Genomic DNA, 22,435 nt, shown 5'->3' on the forward strand with positions numbered 1-22,435 from the left:
TTGTTCCTCTGAAAGTGTACACGCTATTATTGTATTATAATCATATACTATAATAATTCAAACAGATATTTCTGTCTATAACTTTTAAGATGAACAAATCAAATTTATTCAACAACTATAAGAAGGATTTTCCTGCTAGTATAGTTGTATTCTTAGTGGCATTACCCCTCTGCCTTGGAATTGCATTAGCCTCAGGAGCACCCTTACTTTCTGGTGTTATTGCTGGTATAATTGGTGGAATTGTTGTTGCTTCATTTAGTGGGTCTGCTGTAGGCGTAAGTGGTCCTGCCGCTGGGCTTGCCGTAATCGTTTTTCATTCAATTCAAGACTTAGGTTCATTTGAAGCGTTCCTTTGTACTGTTGTTTTGGCTGGTGTAATTCAAATTTTATTAGGTGTTTTTAAAGCAGGTGTAATAGGGTATTATTTCCCAAATGCAGTTATTAAAGGTATGCTTACAGGTATAGGTATCAATATTTTACTCCAGCAACTACCAAATGCAATTGGCTATACAGGACCTGATCATGAACTGACATTAAGCCTTTCTAACATTACGGTAGGTGCAGTAGTGGTTACTGCAATATCGTTATTAATTTTGATCGGCTGGGAAAAGCCGTTTATACAAAAAAATAAAATACTTAAAATTATACCAGGGCCGTTAGCTACAGTACTCTTTGGTATTCTTTTTTATGTGGGTACAGAAGGACATCCTACATTTGGTATCCTTGAATCTCAATTAGTTGCTCTTCCTGTAATTCACAATGTGGATGAGTTTTTGGGAACTTTTAGGTTTCCTGATTTCAGTGTTTGGAATAACCCTCATGTATATACCATCGCCTTTACAATGGCTATTGTGGCTAGTTTAGAAACGCTTCTTTCTGTGGAAGCTGCAGATAAAATGGATCCTCAAAAAAGACATACTCCTACTAATAGAGAGTTGATTGCTCAAGGAACAGGTAATATTATTTCCGGATTAATAGGAGGCTTACCAATTACCCAAGTAATCGTCCGTAGTTCAGTAAATGTTCAATCTGGTGGACAAAGTAAGTTATCTGCTATTTTCCATGGTGTTTTGCTATTTATTTGTGTCTTAACTATCCCTGTATTATTAGATTTGATTCCTTTGGCATGTTTGGCGGCTATTTTACTGACAGTAGGATACAAACTTGCAAAACCTCAGAATTTCATTTTGATGTACAATAAAGGTATTCAACAGTTTTTACCATTTATTGTAACAGCATTAGGTGTAGTATTTACCGATTTATTAGAAGGTATTGCTCTTGGACTTATTGTTTCTGTAATAGAAATAGTTTGGGAAACTATGAAAGACGTTGTGGATGTTAAGCAAGACAATCAACAACAAAGTGAAGACGGACCTATTCATATTGAATTGGCTAATCAAGTCAGTTTCTTGAATAAAGCACAAGTTAAAAAAGCCTTAGACAATGTTCCAGAAAACTCACAAGTAGTGATTGATGCAAGCAAGAGCAAAACACTACATAGTGACGTAAAAGAAATCATCGAAGAGTTTATGCATTGTGAAGCAGAACAAAAGAATATTCAAGCTGAATTAATCTTAGCAAAGTAATATTATAAACATAACTTACAACTCCTTACAGAAATGTAAGGAGTTTTTTTTATATTTAATTTTAAATTCATTAATATCAAAATAAGCAAACAATGTTAAAAGTATTACAGTTATTTATTTTAGCTACTTTTCTATTCTCGTGCAGTTCCAATGATAACATTACTGAGGATTGTAGTTCCACAGAATTAAGCCACATCAATGATGTTTCCCTACCATCTCAAGGCAAAGTTGGAGAACAGATCGAAGGTACTATTGAATATGCACTATCAAATGGGTGTGGACGATTCAATAAATTAAATCAAAGCGTAGATGGTAAAACAGTAACTCTATCCGTTGAGGTTGTTTACGAGGGGTGTATTTGTACTACTAATGCACCGATTGGAGAGGTTACATTTAATTTCACTCCAAATGAGACGGGAGAATATAAAGTAATTTTTGAATTACCGGATTCAAATAACAAAACCTTGACTATTCTAATTTCTGAATAACCTCCTAAAAACCAAAGCCTCACGATCTATTGATCATGAGGCTTTGGATGTATTATTTCAGATAATGGCTATTCAATAATTAAAGGTTTTCTTTTTGAAGCCTTATCTATCATTTCCTGATGTAATTCCTTATATAGTTGTAATCTACGTTTTTGGTAATCACCTGACTGTAACCAAATCACTGGTTTATTACCTTCATTCCATTTATTCCATAATGCAGCAATTTGAGCCCGCTTTTTGGGTTTACTTTCTACAATATTTTCACTTTCATAAGGATCCTTTTTCATATCAAAAAGCTGGGGTTTTTCTTTCTGTGAAGTCAATAGGTATTTGTTATCAACAGTTCTAACGGCCCAAGCCTTTCCTTCATTTTCTCTCCAAAAAATGGCATTATGTGGAGATCCTTTTTTCTCTCTTTGCATAAAAGGAACTAAATCTACTCCATCAAGTTGACGACCAACAGTATCTACTCCTGCAACAGCATAGGCAGTAGCAGAAATATCCAATGAGGAAACTAAGCCATCAAATTCAATTGGTTTTTTAATTCCACTAGGCCAATGTACAAAGAAAGGTACATGGATTCCTCCTTCAAAGAATGAACCTTTACCCTTCCTGTAAGGAAAGTTACTTGTATAGTGTACCGGTTGCCAAGGTTTAATAGATCTATCACCTCCGTTATCAGATAAGAAAAAGATAATCGTATTGTCATATTTCCCAGCTGTTTTTAAAGCTTCGACCACCATTCCAATACCTTGATCCATTTCATCAATCATTGCCGCATACGTTCTGCGATATTTATTTTCAATATGACTGTATTTTTGGATTGTTTCTTTTGGGGCCTGAAGTGGTTGATGTGGTGCATTATAAGCCAAGTATAATAAGAAAGGTTTGTCTGCTGATTTTATAAATGCAGCAGCATCCCTACTCAAGGCTCTTGTGAGGTACTCCTTAAATTCTCCTGCACCATTATTTCTCCATAAAGGTTTATAATCTCCTTCATTGGCACAATAATTTGGTAGTCCATTTTTGTTGACTAAAGGCGAAATAGCATTAATTCCTGAAGGAAAATAACTATGTCCTCCTGAAAGAAAACCATAAAAATGATCAAACCCCCTGTTATTTGGGTGATAAGGCGGTGCTCCTCCCATATGCCATTTTCCGATAATAGCCGTTGTATATCCCACTTCTTTCAATCTTTCACCAAAAGTTTTTTCCTCTAGAGGCAATCCCATATGTAAATCAAATGGTGAATTTGTAGGATTGATTTCCATACCAAACCTCGCTTGATGGCGCCCCGTTAATAAGCCTGCCCGAGAAGGACCACAATACGGATGTGTGACATAGGCATTAGTACAAACCACTCCGTTGTGGGCTAAATTATCTATTTGTGGTGTTTTAATATCTTTACACCCTGTAAAACCTACATCTCCATATCCTAAATCATCAGCTAAAATGACAATGATATTTGGACGGTTTTGAGTACCATTTTGTGCGTTGATTAATTGCTGGTAAACTGTCATAAATAACAGTAAAACTATCAATCTCCCTCTTTTTTGATTCATTTGCTTATTTGTGTTTAGCATACTGTAAATTCGATTAATTTCCCTTGATTAACAGTTTTGATGTCATATTAACTCCGGATAGGTGAACAAAATAGAGGCTTCCATTTAACCCATATAGTTCTATTTGATTTTCACCAATTTCCACTTTCCCTTCCTTTACAACATTACCGGTTAAGGTGATAATTTGGTAGTAATCCACTATCTCTGACTGTATTGTAAGATGGGTAGTAGCGGGATTAGGGTATATTTGAATCAACTGTTTTTGAACCTCAAGGCTCGTTGGGATTTCAGCATTCTTGTTATGGACAGGTATTACTTTAATATGACTTGAAACTTCCTCATTTTGATCTTTCAATAGAGTGGTAATAAATGAGTAATCCCCTTCTGTATAATCAGACATATCCACTTCAAATTCTTCAAAACCTTGCCCCTCTACTGATTTCAGATTTTGATAAACAATAACTCCATCTTTATCCGTAATTTGTAGTTGTAACTTTTTAGATCCTACGCTTGAATACTTTACTGAAACTTTATTTTCTCCTTTTATAAATTGAGCCTCTGAGTGTTGAACCCATGCTTCATTTCTTTGCCAAACCCTCACATAATCTACTAACATAGTTGTCGGGAATAAATCTTTATCTCTTATTGAAGCTTCAGGATTAGGATAAGTCTCCACGCCCTCAGCATACCCATCAGGTGCATTGAATACTCTGTAAGGTGCTCTTAATCCGATAGACAAATAGAGCCACATATCCATATGGTAATGATCATTGATATCCTCTTGGACTAACTCTCCATCAAAATACCATTTTAGAGAATCAGCAGATATCTCACAAGCATAAAGATGATAATCCTCCCTAGGGTCCCAATCTTTAATAATTTGCGTATGCTCTCTAACCCAAGTTTGCTCTCCATTTTCATCTCGTCCAATGTTAGCATGCAAATTACCACTTAAGTTACAACCAACTACCTTATCTCCTTCATACCTTAAAGGATTACTTTCATCAATTTCTACAAAATCTACTTCACTTGATTTATTTGCATCTCCGCCCTTTACCCAAAAAGCGGGGCAATTACCTGGTAATACATCAGCAAACTTTATTTTTGCTTCAAAATAGCCATAATTCAGTTGCTTTCTAGATCTATATTCTCCCATGGTGAAAAAGAAATCCATATTATTTCTAGTATGAGGTTCATAACGATGTACTAAATGTAACTTCCCTTCTTTTTCATAAGCATTTTTAGGTTCCCAACTCCATGCCCCCCAATCATGGATATCGTTATCCCATTTTTCTAAATCAATTTCGTTACTAAATTCATCTGAAAAATCAGGAAGAACTTCCCAAACTCCCGCTACACCTACGGGACGAACGTCTTTTGCGTGACCAATTCTTTTAAATGACCAAATTGGGCTCTGATAATTTCCACCTATAGCATTTTTTGCTTCTACTCTCCAATAATAAGTTGTACCTAATTCTAAGTTCGTTAACGTAGTAGAAGACGTCTTTAAGCCTTCTTCCAAAAGATCTAAATCATTGGGAGCCTCGCCAAAATAAACATTATAAGAAACCGCGTTCTCTGATCCTGTCCAGCTTACATTAAGGTTCGAATCTTCTATGATACTACCTACCTCAGGATTAGGAGAGGTAATTTTCACCTCATTTGTATCTTCTAATTCCTGCAAACTGAAATCATCAAAATAGATGGCATCACCTTCTTTTAAATAAGATATCAAATGGTTAATCCTTAAGATTGGAATAGGTTCCTCGAATTTTACTTTAATGGAAAATTTTTCATAGTCATTGGAAGCTTTTGTTGTGATTTGAATTGTTTCTCTTTCTACTTCTTTAAACCCTCCCTCATCATTTCCACTGAGAAAAATTATTGTAACTGATTCATCTGTTCTATCTCTGTCTGTCCTTAAGTAAAATGAATACTCGTACTCTTTTGCTTCAACTGAAGGTTCTTGATTATAACGAAAACCCGCAAAGTCTCCTACTCCGTAGTTTTTCCAATTAAGTTTTAATGCTTGGGTTCCTGAAGCAACAGGTGAATTCACCATTTCAAATGAAGCATAAGGCCATCCCCACCAGACATTCAAATAATTATCTATGCTAAGCCTATTTCGGTTAGCTTCTGTCACATTATAAAGCTTTCCATTTTCAAAGCTACCGTCAATTATAAGTTCATCGCTGTTGTTCTGAGCTAAAACTGAGAGGCTCAAAAAAAGTAAGCCACACATCCATATAAGTAATATTCTTTTCATCATCTCCTTGTGTTTTAAAGTATTGCTCAAATATCTATAAGCAAGAAGATATACATGGCACTATTTATTCAAAATCAAGAACTTAAACATATGTTCCCCAATTTTGAACATTTGTTTTCTAAGTAGTTCATAAATAAAGAAGAAAGAATCCGACTATTAGTTTTTACTTCGTAGAGTCATTTTCCTTTCAGTAAACAAAAGAATTATTCTTCATGAGTTTCAAACTTTTCTCGGAACTCACTCGGTAGAATCCCATATTGCTTTTTAAAACACTTGGCAAAATAGGAAGTGGTATTAAACCCAGAACGATACATTACTTCCTTAATGCTCCAATCCGTTTTCTCTAAATATTGATGTGCACACATTAACCTATATCTTCTGATATAATCTCCAGCGGATAACCCCGTCAAGTCTTTAAATTTATGGTAAAGCCCAGTTCTACTAATACCTATTTTTTCCACTAAAGTATCTACATTGAAATCTGAATCCATAAGGTTATCATCAAGAATTGAAGTTACTTCATCTAAGAATGCTTTATCAGACGAAATCATCTCTATTTCTTTTGGATGTATGATATCAGGCGATTGAAAGGAATTGATTAATGAGGATCTATAAGCTATGATGTTATTAACCTTCTGATGTAAGACACTCATACTAAAAGGCTTACAAATATAATCATCTGCTCCCACTTTTAGACCTTGTATTTGACTGTCTTCTGCCGTTTTTGCAGTGAGAAAAATAAATGGAATGTGATCATATTCTTTATTGGACCTTAATTCTTTTGCGAATTCTATCCCATCCATCACAGGCATCATGATATCACTAATTATTAGGCTTGGTGTGTGTGTGTTTAATAGACTGATGGCTTCCTTCCCATTTTCAGCTTCTATTACTTGAAAACAATCCATCATCCCTTCTTTTAGAAAGAATCTCATATCTTCACTATCTTCCACAATCATTACTAATGGTTTTGCGTTAGCATCTTTTTGATTTGAAGGTTTTAACTCTGTAATTTCTAAATGTTTACGCTCTATATTGATGGAATCAGTACTTTCTTGAGATGTCTTTTTTATTATCTTATCATTCAAGTAATACTCCTCTTGCATCGGAATTTTAACAATAAATTTTGCTCCATTAGTATAACTTTCATCTAACTCTATGCTTCCATGGTGTTGTTCTACAAGGCTTTTTGTTAAAGAGAGTCCTATACCCGAACTATGATCGCTATCTGATACTTTATCTTTAGTATTAAAAAAACGATCAAAAAGTTTGTGTTTATTTTCTGAAGGAATCCCTTTTCCTGTATCCTGAACTACAATAGTGCAAAAGTCTTCAATAACGTTGACTGAAAATTTCACTTGACCTCCAATTTTATTAAACTTAAAGGCATTAGAAAGGAGATTGTAAATTATTTTCTCAATAGCATCAGACGAAAAGAGAAATGCTACAGAATAAGTAGGTAATGTCACATCAAATTCAATGCTTTTCTGATTTGCGAGTGTATAAAATGTATCTACTATATTTTGTGTAAACGTAATAATATCCTTCTTTTCGAATTCTAATTCATACTTATTACCCTCAATTTTTCTAAAATCCAATAATTGATTGACCAATTTCAACAACAATGCACTGTTCTTTTTCATTAATGCATATTGGTTATATCTGTCATGATTTGTGAGGTGTTCTTCGTGCTCTTCAAGATAATCCAATGGAGCACTAATTAAGGTTAATGGTGTTCTAAATTCATGAGAAATATTTGTAAAAAACTGGAGTTTCATATTATGAACTTCTTCTTCTTTTTCTCTCTCTAATTGATCTAATAACCGTTTATTTTTAGTTTGTCTACGTTTTTTCAGTTCTCGATAGGTGATCACCACCAATAAAACTATGATGATAAAGTAGATAAAAAACGCCCAATATGTTTTCCAAAAAACAGGTTTGATTTGGAAATTAACCTGAGCATTCTCAGTGGACCAAATCCCATCATTATTGGCTCCTCTTACTTCAAAAGTGTATTCCCCTGAAGGTAAATTAGTATAACTCACAAAACGTCTTGAGGCAGGTTCATTCTGCCAGTCATCCTGATATCCAATTAATCTGTACTGGTACTTATTACTAGCTGGGGATAAAAAATGTAAGGCTGAAAATTCAAATGACACACTATTTTCGTTATGATTTAAAACTAGATGCTGTGTTGAATTCATCTCTTTTTGCAATAAAACTCTACCTTCTATTTCTTCCCCTGCCATTACTTCTTTATTCCAAAGGTAAAATGCTGTAATCCTCACTTTTGGGGCTATGGTATTTGATGTGATTTCTAATGGATAAAAACTATTTAAACCATTTATACCTCCAAATAGCATTCTATCATCTTTTAGATGTAGACATGCTTGTTCTTGAAATTCATAAGCTTGTAGTCCATCACTCACATCATAAACGGAAAATAGATTTTCAGAGAGGTTCATCTTACATAATCCCTTATTTGTTGAAACCCAAAGATTGCTTTCACTGTCTTGAAGTATACCTTTTATGGTATTATTAGGTAAGCCTTCTGATTCAGTATATCGTTTGAAAGTCCCTTGAGCTTCATTTTCAAGTTTGTTCAACCCTCCTCCAAAAGTACCTGCCCATATTTGTTGATCCTTATCTTCAAAAAGTGTCAGAATGTAATCATGACTGATAGAGGTTTTGTCATTTCTATCATTTTGAAATACACGAAATGAAGGTGAGTTCAGGTACTTTTCCTCTTTTCTAATTTTCACTAAACCTTTATCAGTACCTACCCAAATATTATGATCCTTATCTTCTAAAAGACTTCTGACCGTATTGGATGGAAATTGAGATTTCGTCTTTTTATTAAACTTTGTAAGTTGATGGGTATGAGGATTAAATCGAAGTAATCCATCAAAATAGGTTCCCAACCAAAGTACATCATTTTCATCTTGTACAACACTAAAAACAGCTCCCTTGTAGGCGTGAAACTTTTCAATATTAAACTTCTTATTTTTCTTATCAAACTCTACCCAAAAAGGACCATTACCGTTGGCCGTTCCCACAAACATTTTTTGAGTATTACCTATTTTACAAGACTGTATCGCAACTGCCAAGTCAATCGCTAAATGTTTAAAATGGCTTTTATCTTTATCAATATCATCAACGCTTATGATATTAATCCCCTTTCTAGTTCCAATCCATAAATTATTATTTTGGCTTAAACCAAATGATTTCACTGAGTTATTAGATAGGTTTAAGGCTGTATTGGAAGTGGAGATATGGTGAAACTGTTCCCCTCTTGCATTATATTTATTTAATCCTCCACCATGTGTTCCCACCCACAACATTCCTGTATGATCTTTACAAATAGATCGGACTGCATTTGCACTTAAGCTATGGCTCTGATTTACTTGATGCTCGAATTTTTTCAAAACAATTACTTCACCTTGATCCAATTTCAACAGTTGTAAACCTTGGTTCGTCCCTGCCCAAAAAGTAGCATCTTCATTATCTAATAAAACTGTATAACCTTGATGATTCAATTGTTTGACATGACCATTTACATAAGTATATAGACCATTCAAAGTAGCGAGAATTACTATATTATTTTGAATAATAATATCATAGATTACTATTTCATCCTCTACTTTTAGAGCTGTAGAATGATTATTTTTCAACAGATAAAAACCCTGAGTACTACCAATGAGGACATCGCCATTTTGATTTTTTTCAATACTATTCACCTCTAAACCTTCACCCAGCAAGATATTCGTAATGATAGCTTCCCCCGTTTTTTGATCATATATAACTTTATCCAATCCTTTTCTCGTTCCAACCCAAAGCGTATCATGGTCTACCAGTAATTCTTTGATATAATCACTACTCAAAACACCTTCATTTTCTGAGCTTTTAGAGCTTATAACGGTTACTTTATACTGTTCTCTGTCAAAATAATTTAAACCTTGTCCAGTTGTTCCAATCCAAAGGTTTTGGAACCGATCCTCTGCTATTTTATAAATAAGGTTACTACTCAAACTCAATCCTCCATTAGGAGCAATACCGAAACGTTTAAATTTATAACCATCATATTTATTGAGGCCATCATTCGTACCAATCCATATAAACCCTTTTTGGTCTTGGTGAATACATAAGGCATCATTTTGACTTAAACCACTATTGCTCGTTATTCTCTCAAAATAACCATTGGATTGTGCTGGGGTGAAAAAGGGAAGAAATGTAATAAAAAGAGTCAGTAAGTATTTCATACTAAAGCAAGGATCGTTTAAAAAGTAGCATTAAATTAATGATATTTTTAAATCCATAAGCTTGCCATCAAAACAGATTTAATCGTTATAAAATCTGTCACCTGTTTTTGATTATTTTATTATCTAGTGAATCCATTTCTATTGAAGGAGCTCTTGAAATTTACTATTACGGATCACCTCTTTAAAATCATCAGTCGTCAGTATCGTTTTAATCGCTTTTTGTTTATCCTCTGCATTTTCATAAAAAGATCTGCAAATCAAGAAACCCATTGTATAGCCAAGATTACTCGGCCGATCTTTAATACCTCCTCCGTTATGCATCCATTTTGATAGATCATGGCTGTAAAGGTCTGTTTTCAATTCACGTATCACAAAATCATAATTATTCTTATCAGCTAAATAATCAAGGTTTCTCTGCACTCCAGGACTTACTTTATGATTCTTAGTCAATAAAGACACTAAAAAATCACAAGATCCTTCTTCGATCAACTTCCCTAATAAGATTTCCTTTCCTTCGAAATCTGAATAAGACTGTTGAAAATGCATTAATTCATGTACCAAATCATACTTCATATTCTCAAATTCTGTAATTGTTCCCAATTGCCAATCGTTTAAATTCGTCAAAGGCATACTATCCGATTTTGCGAACATATCTACTCCTATATACAAACTTGATTCTGTTAGGGTACCAGAACCATTGATCAAATCAGGAACAATATAAGTTTTTGGGAAAACGGCTTTTGGATAAAGTGAAGAAAACTTTTTCATCATTTGGGTAGATTCTTCTGCTACTTGATGTAACATTTGGGGAGTAATATATTTCCTTAAATAACGGTAATAATCAGGATTCCTTTTAATCATTACATTGTACATATTATCCACATTTTCATAACGAATATGGTAATAGTCTTTTAGCGCATTTGAACCCTCACATATATAATTAGAAAGGTAAATTTTAGCATTTAATGTATCGTCGAGGGCTTTATCAAAGTAATTCCAAAAACGATCTACTGGAGCGGTGACGATTTCAAAATTTTGAACCTCTGTATTTCGTTTTTCAATCTGTTTTAAAAGTTGATCTATTTCATTTCTGAGAGGACTATTTCTAGTACTTTCCTCTATGCCTGTCTTCTCTAGAATATATGGATTATTTAAACCGTATTGAATCGATTTCTTTATAGCAATAAGTGATGAATCTGCTAAATTAGCCTCTCCATATTGCCAAGCTGCATAGACAAAAAGCTCACTGGATTGATTTTGTATTCCTGCATTAAAGTATAAATTTGCTGCTTTTGCATTCGCTCCGACAGATCTTAACGAATCACATTTCAATCCTACCTCACCAATATCAAGGAGTTTACAAGTTGGAGTAGTTTGGGATTGACAACTCATTAAAAAGAGTAATAAGAGAATTGAAAAATAAGACTTCATCACAAAAATATATGCTTTCAAAACTAATTTTAAGAAGAATTTAAGCAAAAAAAACCTCATCACCAATCGGCAATGAGGTTAACACAATAATCACAATATTTAAAAAGTGAAGCCTAGTTTAGTATAGAAATAAGCTCCATTGAATCCCATTTGAACAGCATCATGATAACCACCCGATTCGGTAGCTAAAGGATCTTGTTTTGTAGGATAAACATTGAAAATGTTATTTCCACCTAAAGTCCAGTTCACTTTTGGACTAACAGCATAAGTAATAGCAATGTCAGTTGTCACCCTTGGGGCGTAATGATCAACTTCTCCATCCCAGTTCATCAACTCCACTTCAGAGTATCTGTTAAGACGGATCATTGATGATAATTTTTTATAGTTATGGCTTAATGAGAAATTGAATTTACTTCTTGGCGCGGATGCTAATAAGAACATCTGCTCTCTTTCTCCAAAATAAATATCTTCTTTCCCTTCTAACTTATCATTTGTATTGATCTCACCTAATTCCATATGGTTGAAATTACCCGCAACTGAAGCAGTAAAATTATGTAAGTCCATCTGATAAGTGTAAGCTAAGACAACATCAATACCATAGGTTCTTGTATCTAAAGCATTGGTGAAGAACTGAGCTGCTCCTACATTCAAATCTTTCAAATCATCTCCAATATCTGGATCATCGTCAGTAAAGGCACCTGTCAATACAATTCTATCATCAATTGCTACATAGTAACCATCTACCGTTAAAGATAGCCCTTCAATTGGGTTTAATGTAAAACCTAAACTTGCGTTCAATGCTTTCTCTTGAGATAGTTCAGGAATACCTAACGCTTTCGCTAATTCACTGTCGTTTGGAGCAATTACTTTATCAATTGTCACTCCACCCTCTACATCTGTAAACGTTGAACTATAATGCTTTTGAGCTAATGATGGTGCTCTAAAACCTGTACTTACTGAACCTCTCATCGCAAAGGCGGGAGAAAACTCATATCTCGTTGCAATTTTACCATTCAATGTTGAACCAAAATCACTGTAATTTTCATAACGGCCAGCAATAGCTACCATCCATTTTTCAGTAATATCAGTTTCAATATCCAAATAGAAAGCAACGTTTGTTCTGTGAGCATTTACTTCATTTTCAGGTCTAAAACCTGGGAAACCTTGAGATCCACCCGGTGCACCTTCTGGAGCTCCACCTGTTCCGCCTGGATATTGAGCATAAGAGTCATATTCACCTGCACCAATTCCGTAAGTATCAATTCTAAATTCAGAACCAAATGCGATGTTCATTCCTTCTAAAACTCCATCATAGTATTTTGAAACATCTACACCTGTTACATTTTGAGATAAATAATGTTTACCTGCATAAAAACTTGTAGGTGACATCATTCCCATTGATGCATTCACTGTATTGTTCAATGAATACTTGAATTCGTTGTGACCGAAAGTGTTGTTGAAATCAATTTTCCAGTCTTTATAACTTGTCTTTACACCAGCACTGATTGAGAAGTCAGTAATGTCTGAAATAATATTTGGATCGAAACCGTCAGGGAAAATACCTGGAACATTTCTATCATCATCTGCTGTACGTGTCCATGCATAAGATTCACCATGACGGTAGTTTGCACCACCAAAAGCATAGATTTCAGTATTTTCTGATAACGGTAAACCAGCATTAAAAAACGCTCCACCACTTTGAGCCAAAGCATCACCAACATAGTTTCTAAATACCTCTTGGTTTTCTGGCACCCTGTTGGTTCTATCTCTGAACTGATATTGACCGGTAAGATTCAAATATCCACCATCATTACCTAATTTAGTTCCATAGTTTACGTCCATATTTGCAGTCGCTCCATCACCTTCTGAAGTCACACCTGTTCCAATATTGACATTTACACCTTCACTGTTTTTCTTTAATACGATATTAATCACACCAGCAATGGCATCTGAACCATATTGAGCCGAAGCACCATCTCTAAGAATCTCAATTCTTTCGATTGCAGCCATAGGAATTGCATTCAAGTCAGTACCAGTATTACCTCTACCTCTTGTACCGTAAATATTGACTAATGAAGATTGATGTCTTCTTTTACCATTAATTAAAACTAATGTTTGGTCAGGACCTAAACCTCTCAAAGTCGCAGGGTCAACGTGATCCGCTCCATCCGCACCCGACTGACGGTTGGCATTGAAGGAAGGTGCTACGTATTGTAATAACTGATTCATGTCCAATTGTCCTGTTGCAGCAGTTACTTCTTCCAAATTGATAACATCAATAGCCACCGGAGTTTCAGTAACCGTTCTGTTTTGGCTTCTTGAACCTACAATCTCAATGGCTTCTAATTCAGTAGCATCTTCTTTTAAGCTCACTTTCATGTTTTGGGTGGCTACAACTTCTTGCTCTTGAAAGCCCATCAAACGAACTATTAAAGTAGCGTTTTCTTTCACTTCAATTTGAAACTGTCCTTCAAAATCAGCAGCTGTACCGTGTGAAGGATTTGATTTCTCATATATTACAGCTCCAGGCAACGGATCTCCATTTTGATCATTGATAATACCTGAGATTAGTGTAGTCTGAGCATTCAAGCTCGTGAAAGATATGAGTAGTAATAAAAATAAATTAGGTAAGATTTGTTTCATGTAATTATTGTACTTTTCTTCTTTTCTCTGTTTGAGATGAATCAAAGTTGTAGGGATTAAGATCACAAAAACAAATCATGAACTTTGTTATGAGACGTATTAAATCTTATTAATAATATTCCCTTAATTGTTGGTTTTAGATAAAAGAGCAATGTTCAAAATTTAACACCATTACTTATGTGTTAAATTTTGAACATTTAGTTTATATTAAAATAGTACAGTAAAAGCACTTAATAATTGTACTATTCTAAGATTTTAAACACTTTTTGATGCAATAAATGACGTTGTCCATGCAGCTTGAAAATTAAACCCTCCTGTAATTCCATCAATATCCATGATTTCACCAGCAAAATGTAAGTTCTTTACTTTCTTGCTTTCCATTGTTTTCACATCAATATCTGAAAGGCTAATTCCTCCACAAGTCACAAACTCCTCTTTAAACTTCGTCTGCCCCACCACATCATATTGGTCAGAAAGTAAGAAATTGATCAGCTTATTCAGTTCTTTTTTACTAAGATCTAACCAAAGTTTGGTCTCAGGTATTTCAATTCTTTTCAGACAATAATCCCATAACCTTTGTGGGAGTTGGAAAGGGTTCTTATTTTTTATCTGTTTTTTCTTTAATGCCTCCTTTTGCTCATAGACGTACTGTCTTAATTCCTCTTCCGTATAATTATTTAGCCATGAAACCAGAATTGAAAATTGATAATTTTTATCAGATAATACTCTAGCACCCCAAGCAGAAGTTCTTAATACAACTGGACCACTAATTCCCCAGTGTGTGATCAATAATGGCCCTTCTTCAACTAATTTTTTCTCACCAATCACTCTTATCTTAGCATTCGGAACAGATAACCCCATTAAAGCAGTGAGTGGTTTATGATTGATCTTAAAGGTAAATAATGAAGGTACTGGACTTTCAATTTTATGACCTAATGATTTTAACCAATTAAAACCTTCTATTTTAGGTTGTCCTCCTGTACAAACGATCACTTTATGAAAAACCTCTTGTTTTCCTTCAATCTCTAAACCAATAGTCTCCTCCTCTAATGCTGTAAGACTTTGCACCGTAGTGCTGTACCTTAATTGTATCCCTAATCTTCTCACCTCATTCATCAAACAATCAATGATAGTCTGAGAATCGTCCGTATCAGGAAACATTCTTCCATCCTCTTCCGCCTTAATTTTCACTCCTCTTTCTTCAAACCATTTTACGGTATCTTGACTATTAAAATGGCCAAATGCTTTTTTAAGGAATTTCTCTCCTCTAGGGTAATGCTTTGATAAGGGAACGGGCTGATAGATCACATTCGTGACATTACACCTTCCACCACCGGATATTTTTACTTTTCCTAATACCTTACTTGTTTTCTCAATGATATGTACTTCAGCTTCTGGATTATTTTCCGCTGAATGTATGGCTGCAAAAAAACCTGCAGCTCCTCCTCCTATAACTCCTATTTTCATTTTTCTCTATTTTGAGCAAAGGTAACTAATTCGATCAACTACAAAAAAAGCGAAGCCGGTTATGACTTCGCTCTTTAATTTGTTTATCTCTATTTAGAGTAAACCTATTTTTTTGTTTCGTTGTAAACAATCAACCCCACTGCTGCAAAAAGAAGCAATAGTGTGATGTAACTTGCTATTTTAGAAATCAAACCACCAACTACAAATGAGTTCGGGTCAAAATCAAAAGTGATTTCATGTTTTCCAGCAGGAATATGAATACCTCTTAGAATATAATTTGTACAAACGATATCTACAGGTTCGCCATCAATTTTGGCAACCCATCCTGCAGGGTACCAAACTTCAGAGAATACTGCAAAACCACCGTTTTTACTTTCTGCTGTATATTTCAATCGTCTTTGATTAAATGATGTCAATTTAATATTATCACCCTCATTGAAGCTTGTGGTAATATTAGCATTTGGATATTTGTTGACATCTACAATCGCTTGGAAACTTGGATCAATTGTCGGCAATGTCTCCATTTCCTCATCAGCAGAATTTACTTTTATCACCTTATCTACAAACCAAGCATTTCCTAAAGCATTAGGGTTTCTGAATACTGCTTGAGCAGATGGACCTAAAATAGCATATTTCATATTCAACATATTCAATGCAGGAGTTGCCTTTACAGATAAAGTATCTCCTTTTTGAATACCATTGGCTAAAACTTGCATTTCTCTTGAAATGGCTCTTTCAATTAGATCTTGATACCTTCTTAATTTGATAGCTGAATAACCTCCAATTGATTTGTGGAAATAAGAGGTAGTTGATTCATTAAAAGAATTTGTTGTCAAATTAAGTACTCTGTAATTTGGGTCTTTGTCCTTTAAGATCTCCTTATCCGCTGCATTTGCGGCATGGAATGTCTTGTTGGTTTTCTTTTGAAAAGATGCTTCGTTGACATAGCGTTTAGCCACTACCCAAACATCTCCTAAAGTCAATACGCCCAATACAACAATTACTAGCGAAGTGCCCAATTTCTTCTTTGAAAAAGCGAAAATTGCTCCTAAGCCCGCTAGTAAGAAGAAAATAGAACGCATTACATCTGCCCTCATCAATGAAATTCTTTCTTCATCTAAAGCATTTGTAAACTGACGAATCATATTTTGATCATTCAAACCAAACATTTGTTGGAAAATCGCAGCATCTCTTGGACCACTTACATCCATCATTCCTGCACCAATCCACATCAAAATCAAAAGACCTAGTGTAGTTCCTCCTGCTTTTAGAAATGCTTTTTGTGTTTTTTCATTCCAACCTTCTTCAATTACCTTACTCAAACCAAGTGCAGCACCTAATGCCATCACAATACATCCTACACCCAACGCCATCGCAGGTGTTCTGAACTTGTTCATTCCTGGAAGAATATCAAACAAAGTGTAATTGAACCACTGCAAATGTTTACCCCAAGCAAACATCAACGTAATTAATGTTCCTCCAATTAACCAAGATCTTTGTCTTGCATCCAGTACAAATAATCCCAGAATAAAGAAGAAAGATATTAATATACCTTGATAAATTGGACCACCTGTGTAGGGTTGTTCTCCAAAATAAAGAGGCAATTTAAAATTAGGGTTTTGAACAATATTTTTAGCTTGTTGTTTACCAGCTACTTTTTCTAATTGTTTTGCTAAAGGACCATCTTCAGAAACTCTTTCTTGGCTACTTCCACCATAGAAATTAGGAGCAAGTAATGTCAAAGATTCCATTTTACCTTCACTCCAACTAAAAGCATAATCTTTATCTAAACCTTCCTCTGTATGATTATTCTCCTGACCTGGCAATGCGGATAGTTCTTTTTGACCACGAATTGAATAAGTAGCATATTCTTGAGTAGTCCACACTCTCCATAGTTGAGTTGATGCCCCTAAACTTGCGGCTAAAATACCGATTGGAACAACTTTCATCAAGAAAGTATTGAGCTCTCCATTTTTGAAAGCAAAGTACAATTCAGATAGGCCGTAAATCAATACCACAAAACATAAATAATACGTAATTTGGTAGTGACCTGCTCTTAATTCTAAAGCTACAGAAGATGCCATCAACGCCCCTCCAAGAAGGAATTTACGATCAAATATTAGTCGCATAGATCCTAAAATCAGTCCTCCGTAACCAATGGCCCATAATTTTGTAACGTGTCCTGCTTCTAAAGAAGTAATATAGAATGTATTCAGAGAGAATGCTGCCGCTATGAAAGCCGCTACCCACGGGTTCACTCTAAAACACATCAATCCAATCCAAACTCCTAACATCAAAAGCATCACCGTCATTGGTGTTTCAAAGCTGTCATACATAAACAACATTGATAATGAATACAGGAAGTGGGTTGGATCTCCTTTTAAACTTGAAGTCAACAACTCAGGCATTCCTGAAAACATGGCTGAATTCCAAAGTGGCGATTCACCTGTTTTCTCTGCTTCTACTTGAGAAGCATGTGACATACCTTCAAAATGGACTAAATCGCTTTGTTGTAGTGATTTGTTATCAAAAAACTCGGGACTAAAATAGATCACCGTTAGGATAAAAAATACTGGAATGACAAGTAACCAGCTGTATTTTTTAAGATTTCCTTTGCTCATAATCGACGTATATTCCAGAACTCTATGGTTCTAAATTGTTTGTAATCTTTTATTTATTAAAGTTTTTAAAGCTTCACCTCTTGTTTTCAAATTGAACGTTTCGGTGATCTCTTTTCTAATTTGCTTTCTGTCAAATACTGGCGGATGGTCCACCCATTGTTGTATACCTTCAGCCAATGCATCTACTCCTAACTCTGAAATAATTATACCATTTCTCTCGTTTATTATTTCTTTCATGCCTCCATTACTAAAAGACATTACAGGAGTACCACAATATAAGCTTTCCAACATCACATTAGGCATATTATCTTCCAAGCTAGGCAAGATAAATAAATCTGAAGCACTATAAGCCATTGACATCTCTTTTTCTGACTTCAGTACACCTGTTGTATAAACATTTTCGGCGTCAAAGATAGACTTATCATAGTTACCGACCACCAAAATGGAAATATTCTCACTAAATTTCACTTTTTTTAGAGCCTCAATCAACAAAGTAGCACCTTTTCTTCTATTCGAGATTCTTTCACTGACAAAAAGAAGAACTCTACCTTGCTCTGGTAAATTAAACAAGGTCCTTGCCACTGACTGTTCATGGTATTTCACTCTTTGAGGATCTAAACCATAAAACATTTTATGATGAGGAAATCCCCCCAACAATTCACTTTTTTGAGATAGATCAATCATCCATTGAGAAGGTGCCAATACTTCTATATCTTTCCCTGTATAGGCTTTTCCTTTAATCTTCTTGAATAAACTTTCCAGCTTTTGATACTGAGTAAACCGATTCACATCTCCTGAATAATGAAACCCGCCATGAAAGTGATTCATATCGTGTAGGTACAGATAAACGGGTTTATTGATCTTTTCAAAAAAAGTAGAATAATCCAAAAAGTTACTGACCCATTGTACAATTACCACGTCAGCCTCTTTAACATCTTTATGTTCGTGAACATGGTATAAAGACAGAGGTGATGAAAAACCTTCACACTCCTCATCTGCTTTATAGATATTAGGTAAAATTTTAATCATCTTCCAAAGTGTGGAGACCTTTCTAAACCACACTGAAGCATTAAAAGCCTTTACGCCCTCATTATCCAAGGTATAGTCTCGTGTGATGACCTTTGAATCAACACCATTTTCCAATAAGCTTTTATGCATACGGATGGTTGCGTTTCCGGCTCCTCCATTGGGATATGTGCTGATATGGACGATTTTCATAAAAAGAATAAGGTTTATCTCTATATTTGTGCACAAATATGGTCACAAAAAAGGCATTATAAAACGTAATCTGAAAAATATACCTAAATAAGTATACTGGTGAAGATAAAAGAGACAATTAGAGGTTGGTATCAGAAAGAAGGTGTAAGTTCAATTTTGAAAAATATTAATTGGCTTGTACTGGACCGAATCATTCGAATGGTTGGAGGATTATTGATCAATGCCTGGGTGAGTAGATATCTGGGACCTAAAAACATCGGTATCTGGGATTTTTCTGTTTCCGTTACTAGCTTTTTCCTTATTTTTTCATCTCTAGGCATTGAAAGGGTTGCTATTAAAAACTTTGTAGAGGTTTCTCATGAAGAGAATATCAAAAATTTCTCTACACTTCTCTCTCTTAGAATAATAATATCCATCATTTCATTTCTTGGTGCTGGCTTTTTATTACAATATTATGCTGAAAATGATATTGAGAAGATAGTCATTGGTTGGTTGGTTGCAAGTAGTATTCTGATTCAAGTAACTGAAGTGATAACGTTTGATTTCCAGGCCAATTTACTCTCCAAGTTCACCGTAATTTCAAAAACCACTGGGTTTATTCTAGCTTCTTTATTAAAAGTATATCTCATCATTTACAACTATGAGCTTACTTATTTTATTGGGGCTTTCTTATTAGAATTGTTTGTGGGTTCACTATTACTACTTTACCACTACTTCAAACTAAGAAAACCTGTTTATTTTTCTTTCTCAAAACAGTTATTTCAAGAATATCTTCACTCCTTCCTCCCTTTATTATTATCAGCATTTGCCTACACGGTGTATACTCAGATAGATCAAGTGATGATTGGAAGAATGATTGGTGATGAAGCTTTAGGAGTTTATAGTAGAGCTGTAAAACTATTTATGATCTCGACAGCTATTTACACTATCCTGGGAAGTTCATTATTTCCAGAACTTACAAAACAATGGAAGAAAGGGATCGACTCTTTAAATTCTTCTTATGAACGTATCTCTTCAATGCTAACCGGAATTAGTTATGTAGGTGTCTTTTTTACTTGGATTTTAGCCGATTTGGTAATTGACATTTTATATGGAGAAGCATTTGCTGGAGCCGCATTAAACCTCAAAATATTGATGATCAGTGCAATTTTTCAATACAATGGAGGCATGAGAGGAAATTACCTTATCTTGACGAACAAAAGGAACATTATTATGATCAGTAGCTTCTGTTCAATGGGACTAAATGTACTTTTGAATTATTTACTGATTCCTAAATATGGAACGAATGGTGCCGCTTTTGCATCCGTTTTCACAGTCTTCTTTACTGCTTTTGTATTGAACTTTTTCTTTAAAAAGACGATCGTAATCGGATTAGCTCAATTGCGTTCTTTCTTTATGATTTACTTCATTAGAAAAGTCTTTAAAAGAAACTAAGGTTTAAAGCTAACGTAATCACACATTTCCGAAATGCAATTTTCATCTTAACTAAAATTACACTTTTCAATTCTTTTTTTTCACTACTTTTACCACGTTTTTTTAGGAAGAGAAATCACTCAATACATTGTAAAATAAGCTTTCGTTAATTTATACAATTCCTTTATAAAGGATAATGTATTGTGGTTCGCGAGGACGTTGTAATACAACGTCCCTACAGAACTGCATTTTAGAAGATAATTATAAAACCATTATCTTTTGATCTGTAATCAGGCAATCATTTAGCAGTAAATCCCTCTGCCTTGAAGGGAAATTTACCTTTTGACTTCTAAGCCTTGAATTTTTTGCTTCGTTTTTGTTTCAAGACAAAAATGAAGAAGAAGGAAGTTTGAAAGTAGACCCTATAAATGCTTGCAGAAAGGCCTATTAAACGTTGACGGTAATTTAGTTTACAATGTACTTAATGATCTATATATTTTAATAATACTAATGTCTTATTCCCCTATCATATTATTTGTTTATAATAGAGCTTGGCACGCCGAACAAGTATTAATGGCTATTCATAAAAATCCTGAGTTTCAGGATTCGCCTTTATACATTTTTTGTGATGGGCCAAGAAATGATGCTTCTACAAAGGAATTACAAGCGATTAAGGCAACAAGGGATATTGTTAAAAATCAAAGATATTGGTCTAAACAAACGCAGGTGATTGAAAGTGATCAGAATAAAGGTCTTGCTACTTCGATTATTGAAGGAGTTTCAAAAGTGATTAAGCAGCATGGGCAAGCAATCATTTTAGAGGATGACATTGTCACTTCTCAAGGTTTTCTAAAATTTATGAATGAAGCCTTGGAACTGTATAGAGAAGATGACCGTGTAATGCATATTAACGCCTATCTTCCAAAATCCCCTTTTCAAAAGAACAACTTTACTGCTACTTCATTTTACTCAACACACATGTCGTGTTGGGGTTGGGCAACATGGGACACTTCCTGGAAATTATTTAATGCTGATACAGGAACTTTAATTGAAAAGCTAAAGGGTCGAAAATTAGAAAAAACGTTAGACCTCAATGGGTATTTCCATGGCACGAAGCAATTGGCTCAAAATTTAAATGGGGAAATTAAAACTTGGGCGATCAAATGGGGAACAAGTATCCTTCTAAATAATGGTATTTGTTTAAACCCTTCTCAATCATTGGTTAATAATATTGGAATGGATGGTAGTGGTGTCAATAGCGGAAAGTTATTTTGGGACCCTTTCAAAACAGAAGTCACCAACGAAATACCAATTTCTAAATTAGATAATGAAGATATCGAGGAAGGGAACCGATACTTTATGAAGTTTTATAGATATGTCAATGTCAAAGGAATAAGGAGAAGACTGATAAAATTTTATTTCTATTTCTTCAAATCTAATCAATAAAAAAAGAGTAGCTCAAAAATTATTAGTTGAGCTAC

The 22,435-nt window shown here is 34.5% G+C and carries 12 protein-coding genes; 4 read left to right on the plus strand and 8 right to left on the minus strand.

Going from position 1 to position 22,435, the window contains the following annotated elements:
- The first annotated feature begins 89 nt into the window (after positions 1-89).
- A complete protein-coding gene (locus tag PL77_RS00855) occupies positions 90-1,586 on the plus strand; it encodes a SulP family inorganic anion transporter (protein ID WP_044200717.1) in 1,497 nt (498 codons plus the stop codon).
- Positions 1,587-1,678: 92 nt separating this feature from the next.
- The gene (locus tag PL77_RS00860; RefSeq protein WP_044200718.1) at positions 1,679-2,074 is read left to right on the plus strand and encodes a hypothetical protein; all 396 of its coding nucleotides are present in this window, start codon (positions 1,679-1,681) and stop codon (positions 2,072-2,074) included.
- Positions 2,075-2,142: 68 nt separating this feature from the next.
- On the opposite strand, the gene PL77_RS00865 is transcribed toward PL77_RS00860, so the two are convergent.
- From PL77_RS00865 to PL77_RS00900, 8 genes are all read right to left on the minus strand, one after another.
- Positions 2,143-3,636, minus strand: a complete 1,494-nt coding sequence (locus PL77_RS00865; RefSeq protein ID WP_216595867.1) for a sulfatase-like hydrolase/transferase — start codon at positions 3,634-3,636, stop codon at positions 2,143-2,145.
- A gap of 34 nt (positions 3,637-3,670) precedes the next feature.
- Positions 3,671-5,905 (minus strand): family 16 glycosylhydrolase, encoded by a 2,235-nt coding sequence (locus tag PL77_RS00870; RefSeq protein WP_082026337.1) that lies wholly within the window; start codon positions 5,903-5,905, stop codon positions 3,671-3,673.
- Between the two features lie 200 nt (positions 5,906-6,105).
- Positions 6,106-10,161 (minus strand): hybrid sensor histidine kinase/response regulator transcription factor, encoded by a 4,056-nt coding sequence (locus tag PL77_RS00875; RefSeq protein ID WP_044200722.1) that lies wholly within the window; start codon positions 10,159-10,161, stop codon positions 6,106-6,108.
- A 138-nt stretch (positions 10,162-10,299) separates the two neighbouring features.
- On the minus strand, positions 10,300-11,553 hold the full coding sequence (locus PL77_RS00880) for a hypothetical protein (RefSeq protein ID WP_156152199.1): 1,254 nt from the start codon (positions 11,551-11,553) through the stop codon (positions 10,300-10,302).
- Between the two features lie 138 nt (positions 11,554-11,691).
- Positions 11,692-14,235, minus strand: coding sequence for a TonB-dependent receptor (locus PL77_RS00885; protein ID WP_044201015.1), 2,544 nt, complete (start codon positions 14,233-14,235; stop codon positions 11,692-11,694).
- 255 nt (positions 14,236-14,490) lie between these two features.
- On the minus strand, positions 14,491-15,702 hold the full coding sequence (locus PL77_RS00890; protein WP_044200724.1) for an NAD(P)/FAD-dependent oxidoreductase: 1,212 nt from the start codon (positions 15,700-15,702) through the stop codon (positions 14,491-14,493).
- A gap of 104 nt (positions 15,703-15,806) precedes the next feature.
- Positions 15,807-18,323 (minus strand): YfhO family protein, encoded by a 2,517-nt coding sequence (locus tag PL77_RS00895; RefSeq protein ID WP_044200726.1) that lies wholly within the window; start codon positions 18,321-18,323, stop codon positions 15,807-15,809.
- A 30-nt stretch (positions 18,324-18,353) separates the two neighbouring features.
- Positions 18,354-19,541: a glycosyltransferase gene (locus PL77_RS00900; RefSeq protein ID WP_044200728.1), complete on the minus strand. Its 1,188-nt coding sequence runs from the start codon at positions 19,539-19,541 to the stop codon at positions 18,354-18,356.
- A 99-nt stretch (positions 19,542-19,640) separates the two neighbouring features.
- On the opposite strand from PL77_RS00900, the gene PL77_RS00905 reads away from it, so the two are divergent.
- Both PL77_RS00905 and PL77_RS00910 read left to right on the plus strand, forming a co-directional pair.
- Positions 19,641-20,975: a flippase gene (locus PL77_RS00905; protein ID WP_044200729.1), complete on the plus strand. Its 1,335-nt coding sequence runs from the start codon at positions 19,641-19,643 to the stop codon at positions 20,973-20,975.
- Positions 20,976-21,464: 489 nt separating this feature from the next.
- Positions 21,465-22,400, plus strand: a complete 936-nt coding sequence (locus tag PL77_RS00910) for a hypothetical protein (RefSeq protein ID WP_052444067.1) — start codon at positions 21,465-21,467, stop codon at positions 22,398-22,400.
- Positions 22,401-22,435: the final 35 nt, after the last annotated feature.

It is taken from the genome of Flammeovirga sp. OC4, assembly GCF_000812565.1.
Classification (GTDB): domain Bacteria; phylum Bacteroidota; class Bacteroidia; order Cytophagales; family Flammeovirgaceae; genus Flammeovirga.

What these genes read in the sequence shown, in the direction of transcription:
- PL77_RS00855 (WP_044200717.1), top strand. Translation starts at nt 90, where the DNA reads ATGAACAAATCAAATTTATTCAACAACTATAAGAAGGATTTTCCTGCT.
- PL77_RS00910 (WP_052444067.1), top strand. Translation starts at nt 21,465, where the DNA reads ATGTCTTATTCCCCTATCATATTATTTGTTTATAATAGAGCTTGGCAC.
- PL77_RS00885 (WP_044201015.1), bottom strand. Translation starts at nt 14,235, where the DNA reads ATGAAACAAATCTTACCTAATTTATTTTTATTACTACTCATATCTTTC.
- PL77_RS00895 (WP_044200726.1), bottom strand. Translation starts at nt 18,323, where the DNA reads ATGAGCAAAGGAAATCTTAAAAAATACAGCTGGTTACTTGTCATTCCA.
- PL77_RS00860 (WP_044200718.1), top strand. Translation starts at nt 1,679, where the DNA reads ATGTTAAAAGTATTACAGTTATTTATTTTAGCTACTTTTCTATTCTCG.
- PL77_RS00870 (WP_082026337.1), bottom strand. Translation starts at nt 5,905, where the DNA reads ATGATGAAAAGAATATTACTTATATGGATGTGTGGCTTACTTTTTTTG.
- PL77_RS00880 (WP_156152199.1), bottom strand. Translation starts at nt 11,553, where the DNA reads ATGAGTTGTCAATCCCAAACTACTCCAACTTGTAAACTCCTTGATATT.
- PL77_RS00900 (WP_044200728.1), bottom strand. Translation starts at nt 19,541, where the DNA reads ATGAAAATCGTCCATATCAGCACATATCCCAATGGAGGAGCCGGAAAC.
- PL77_RS00875 (WP_044200722.1), bottom strand. Translation starts at nt 10,161, where the DNA reads ATGAAATACTTACTGACTCTTTTTATTACATTTCTTCCCTTTTTCACC.
- PL77_RS00890 (WP_044200724.1), bottom strand. Translation starts at nt 15,702, where the DNA reads ATGAAAATAGGAGTTATAGGAGGAGGAGCTGCAGGTTTTTTTGCAGCC.
- PL77_RS00865 (WP_216595867.1), bottom strand. Translation starts at nt 3,636, where the DNA reads ATGAATCAAAAAAGAGGGAGATTGATAGTTTTACTGTTATTTATGACA.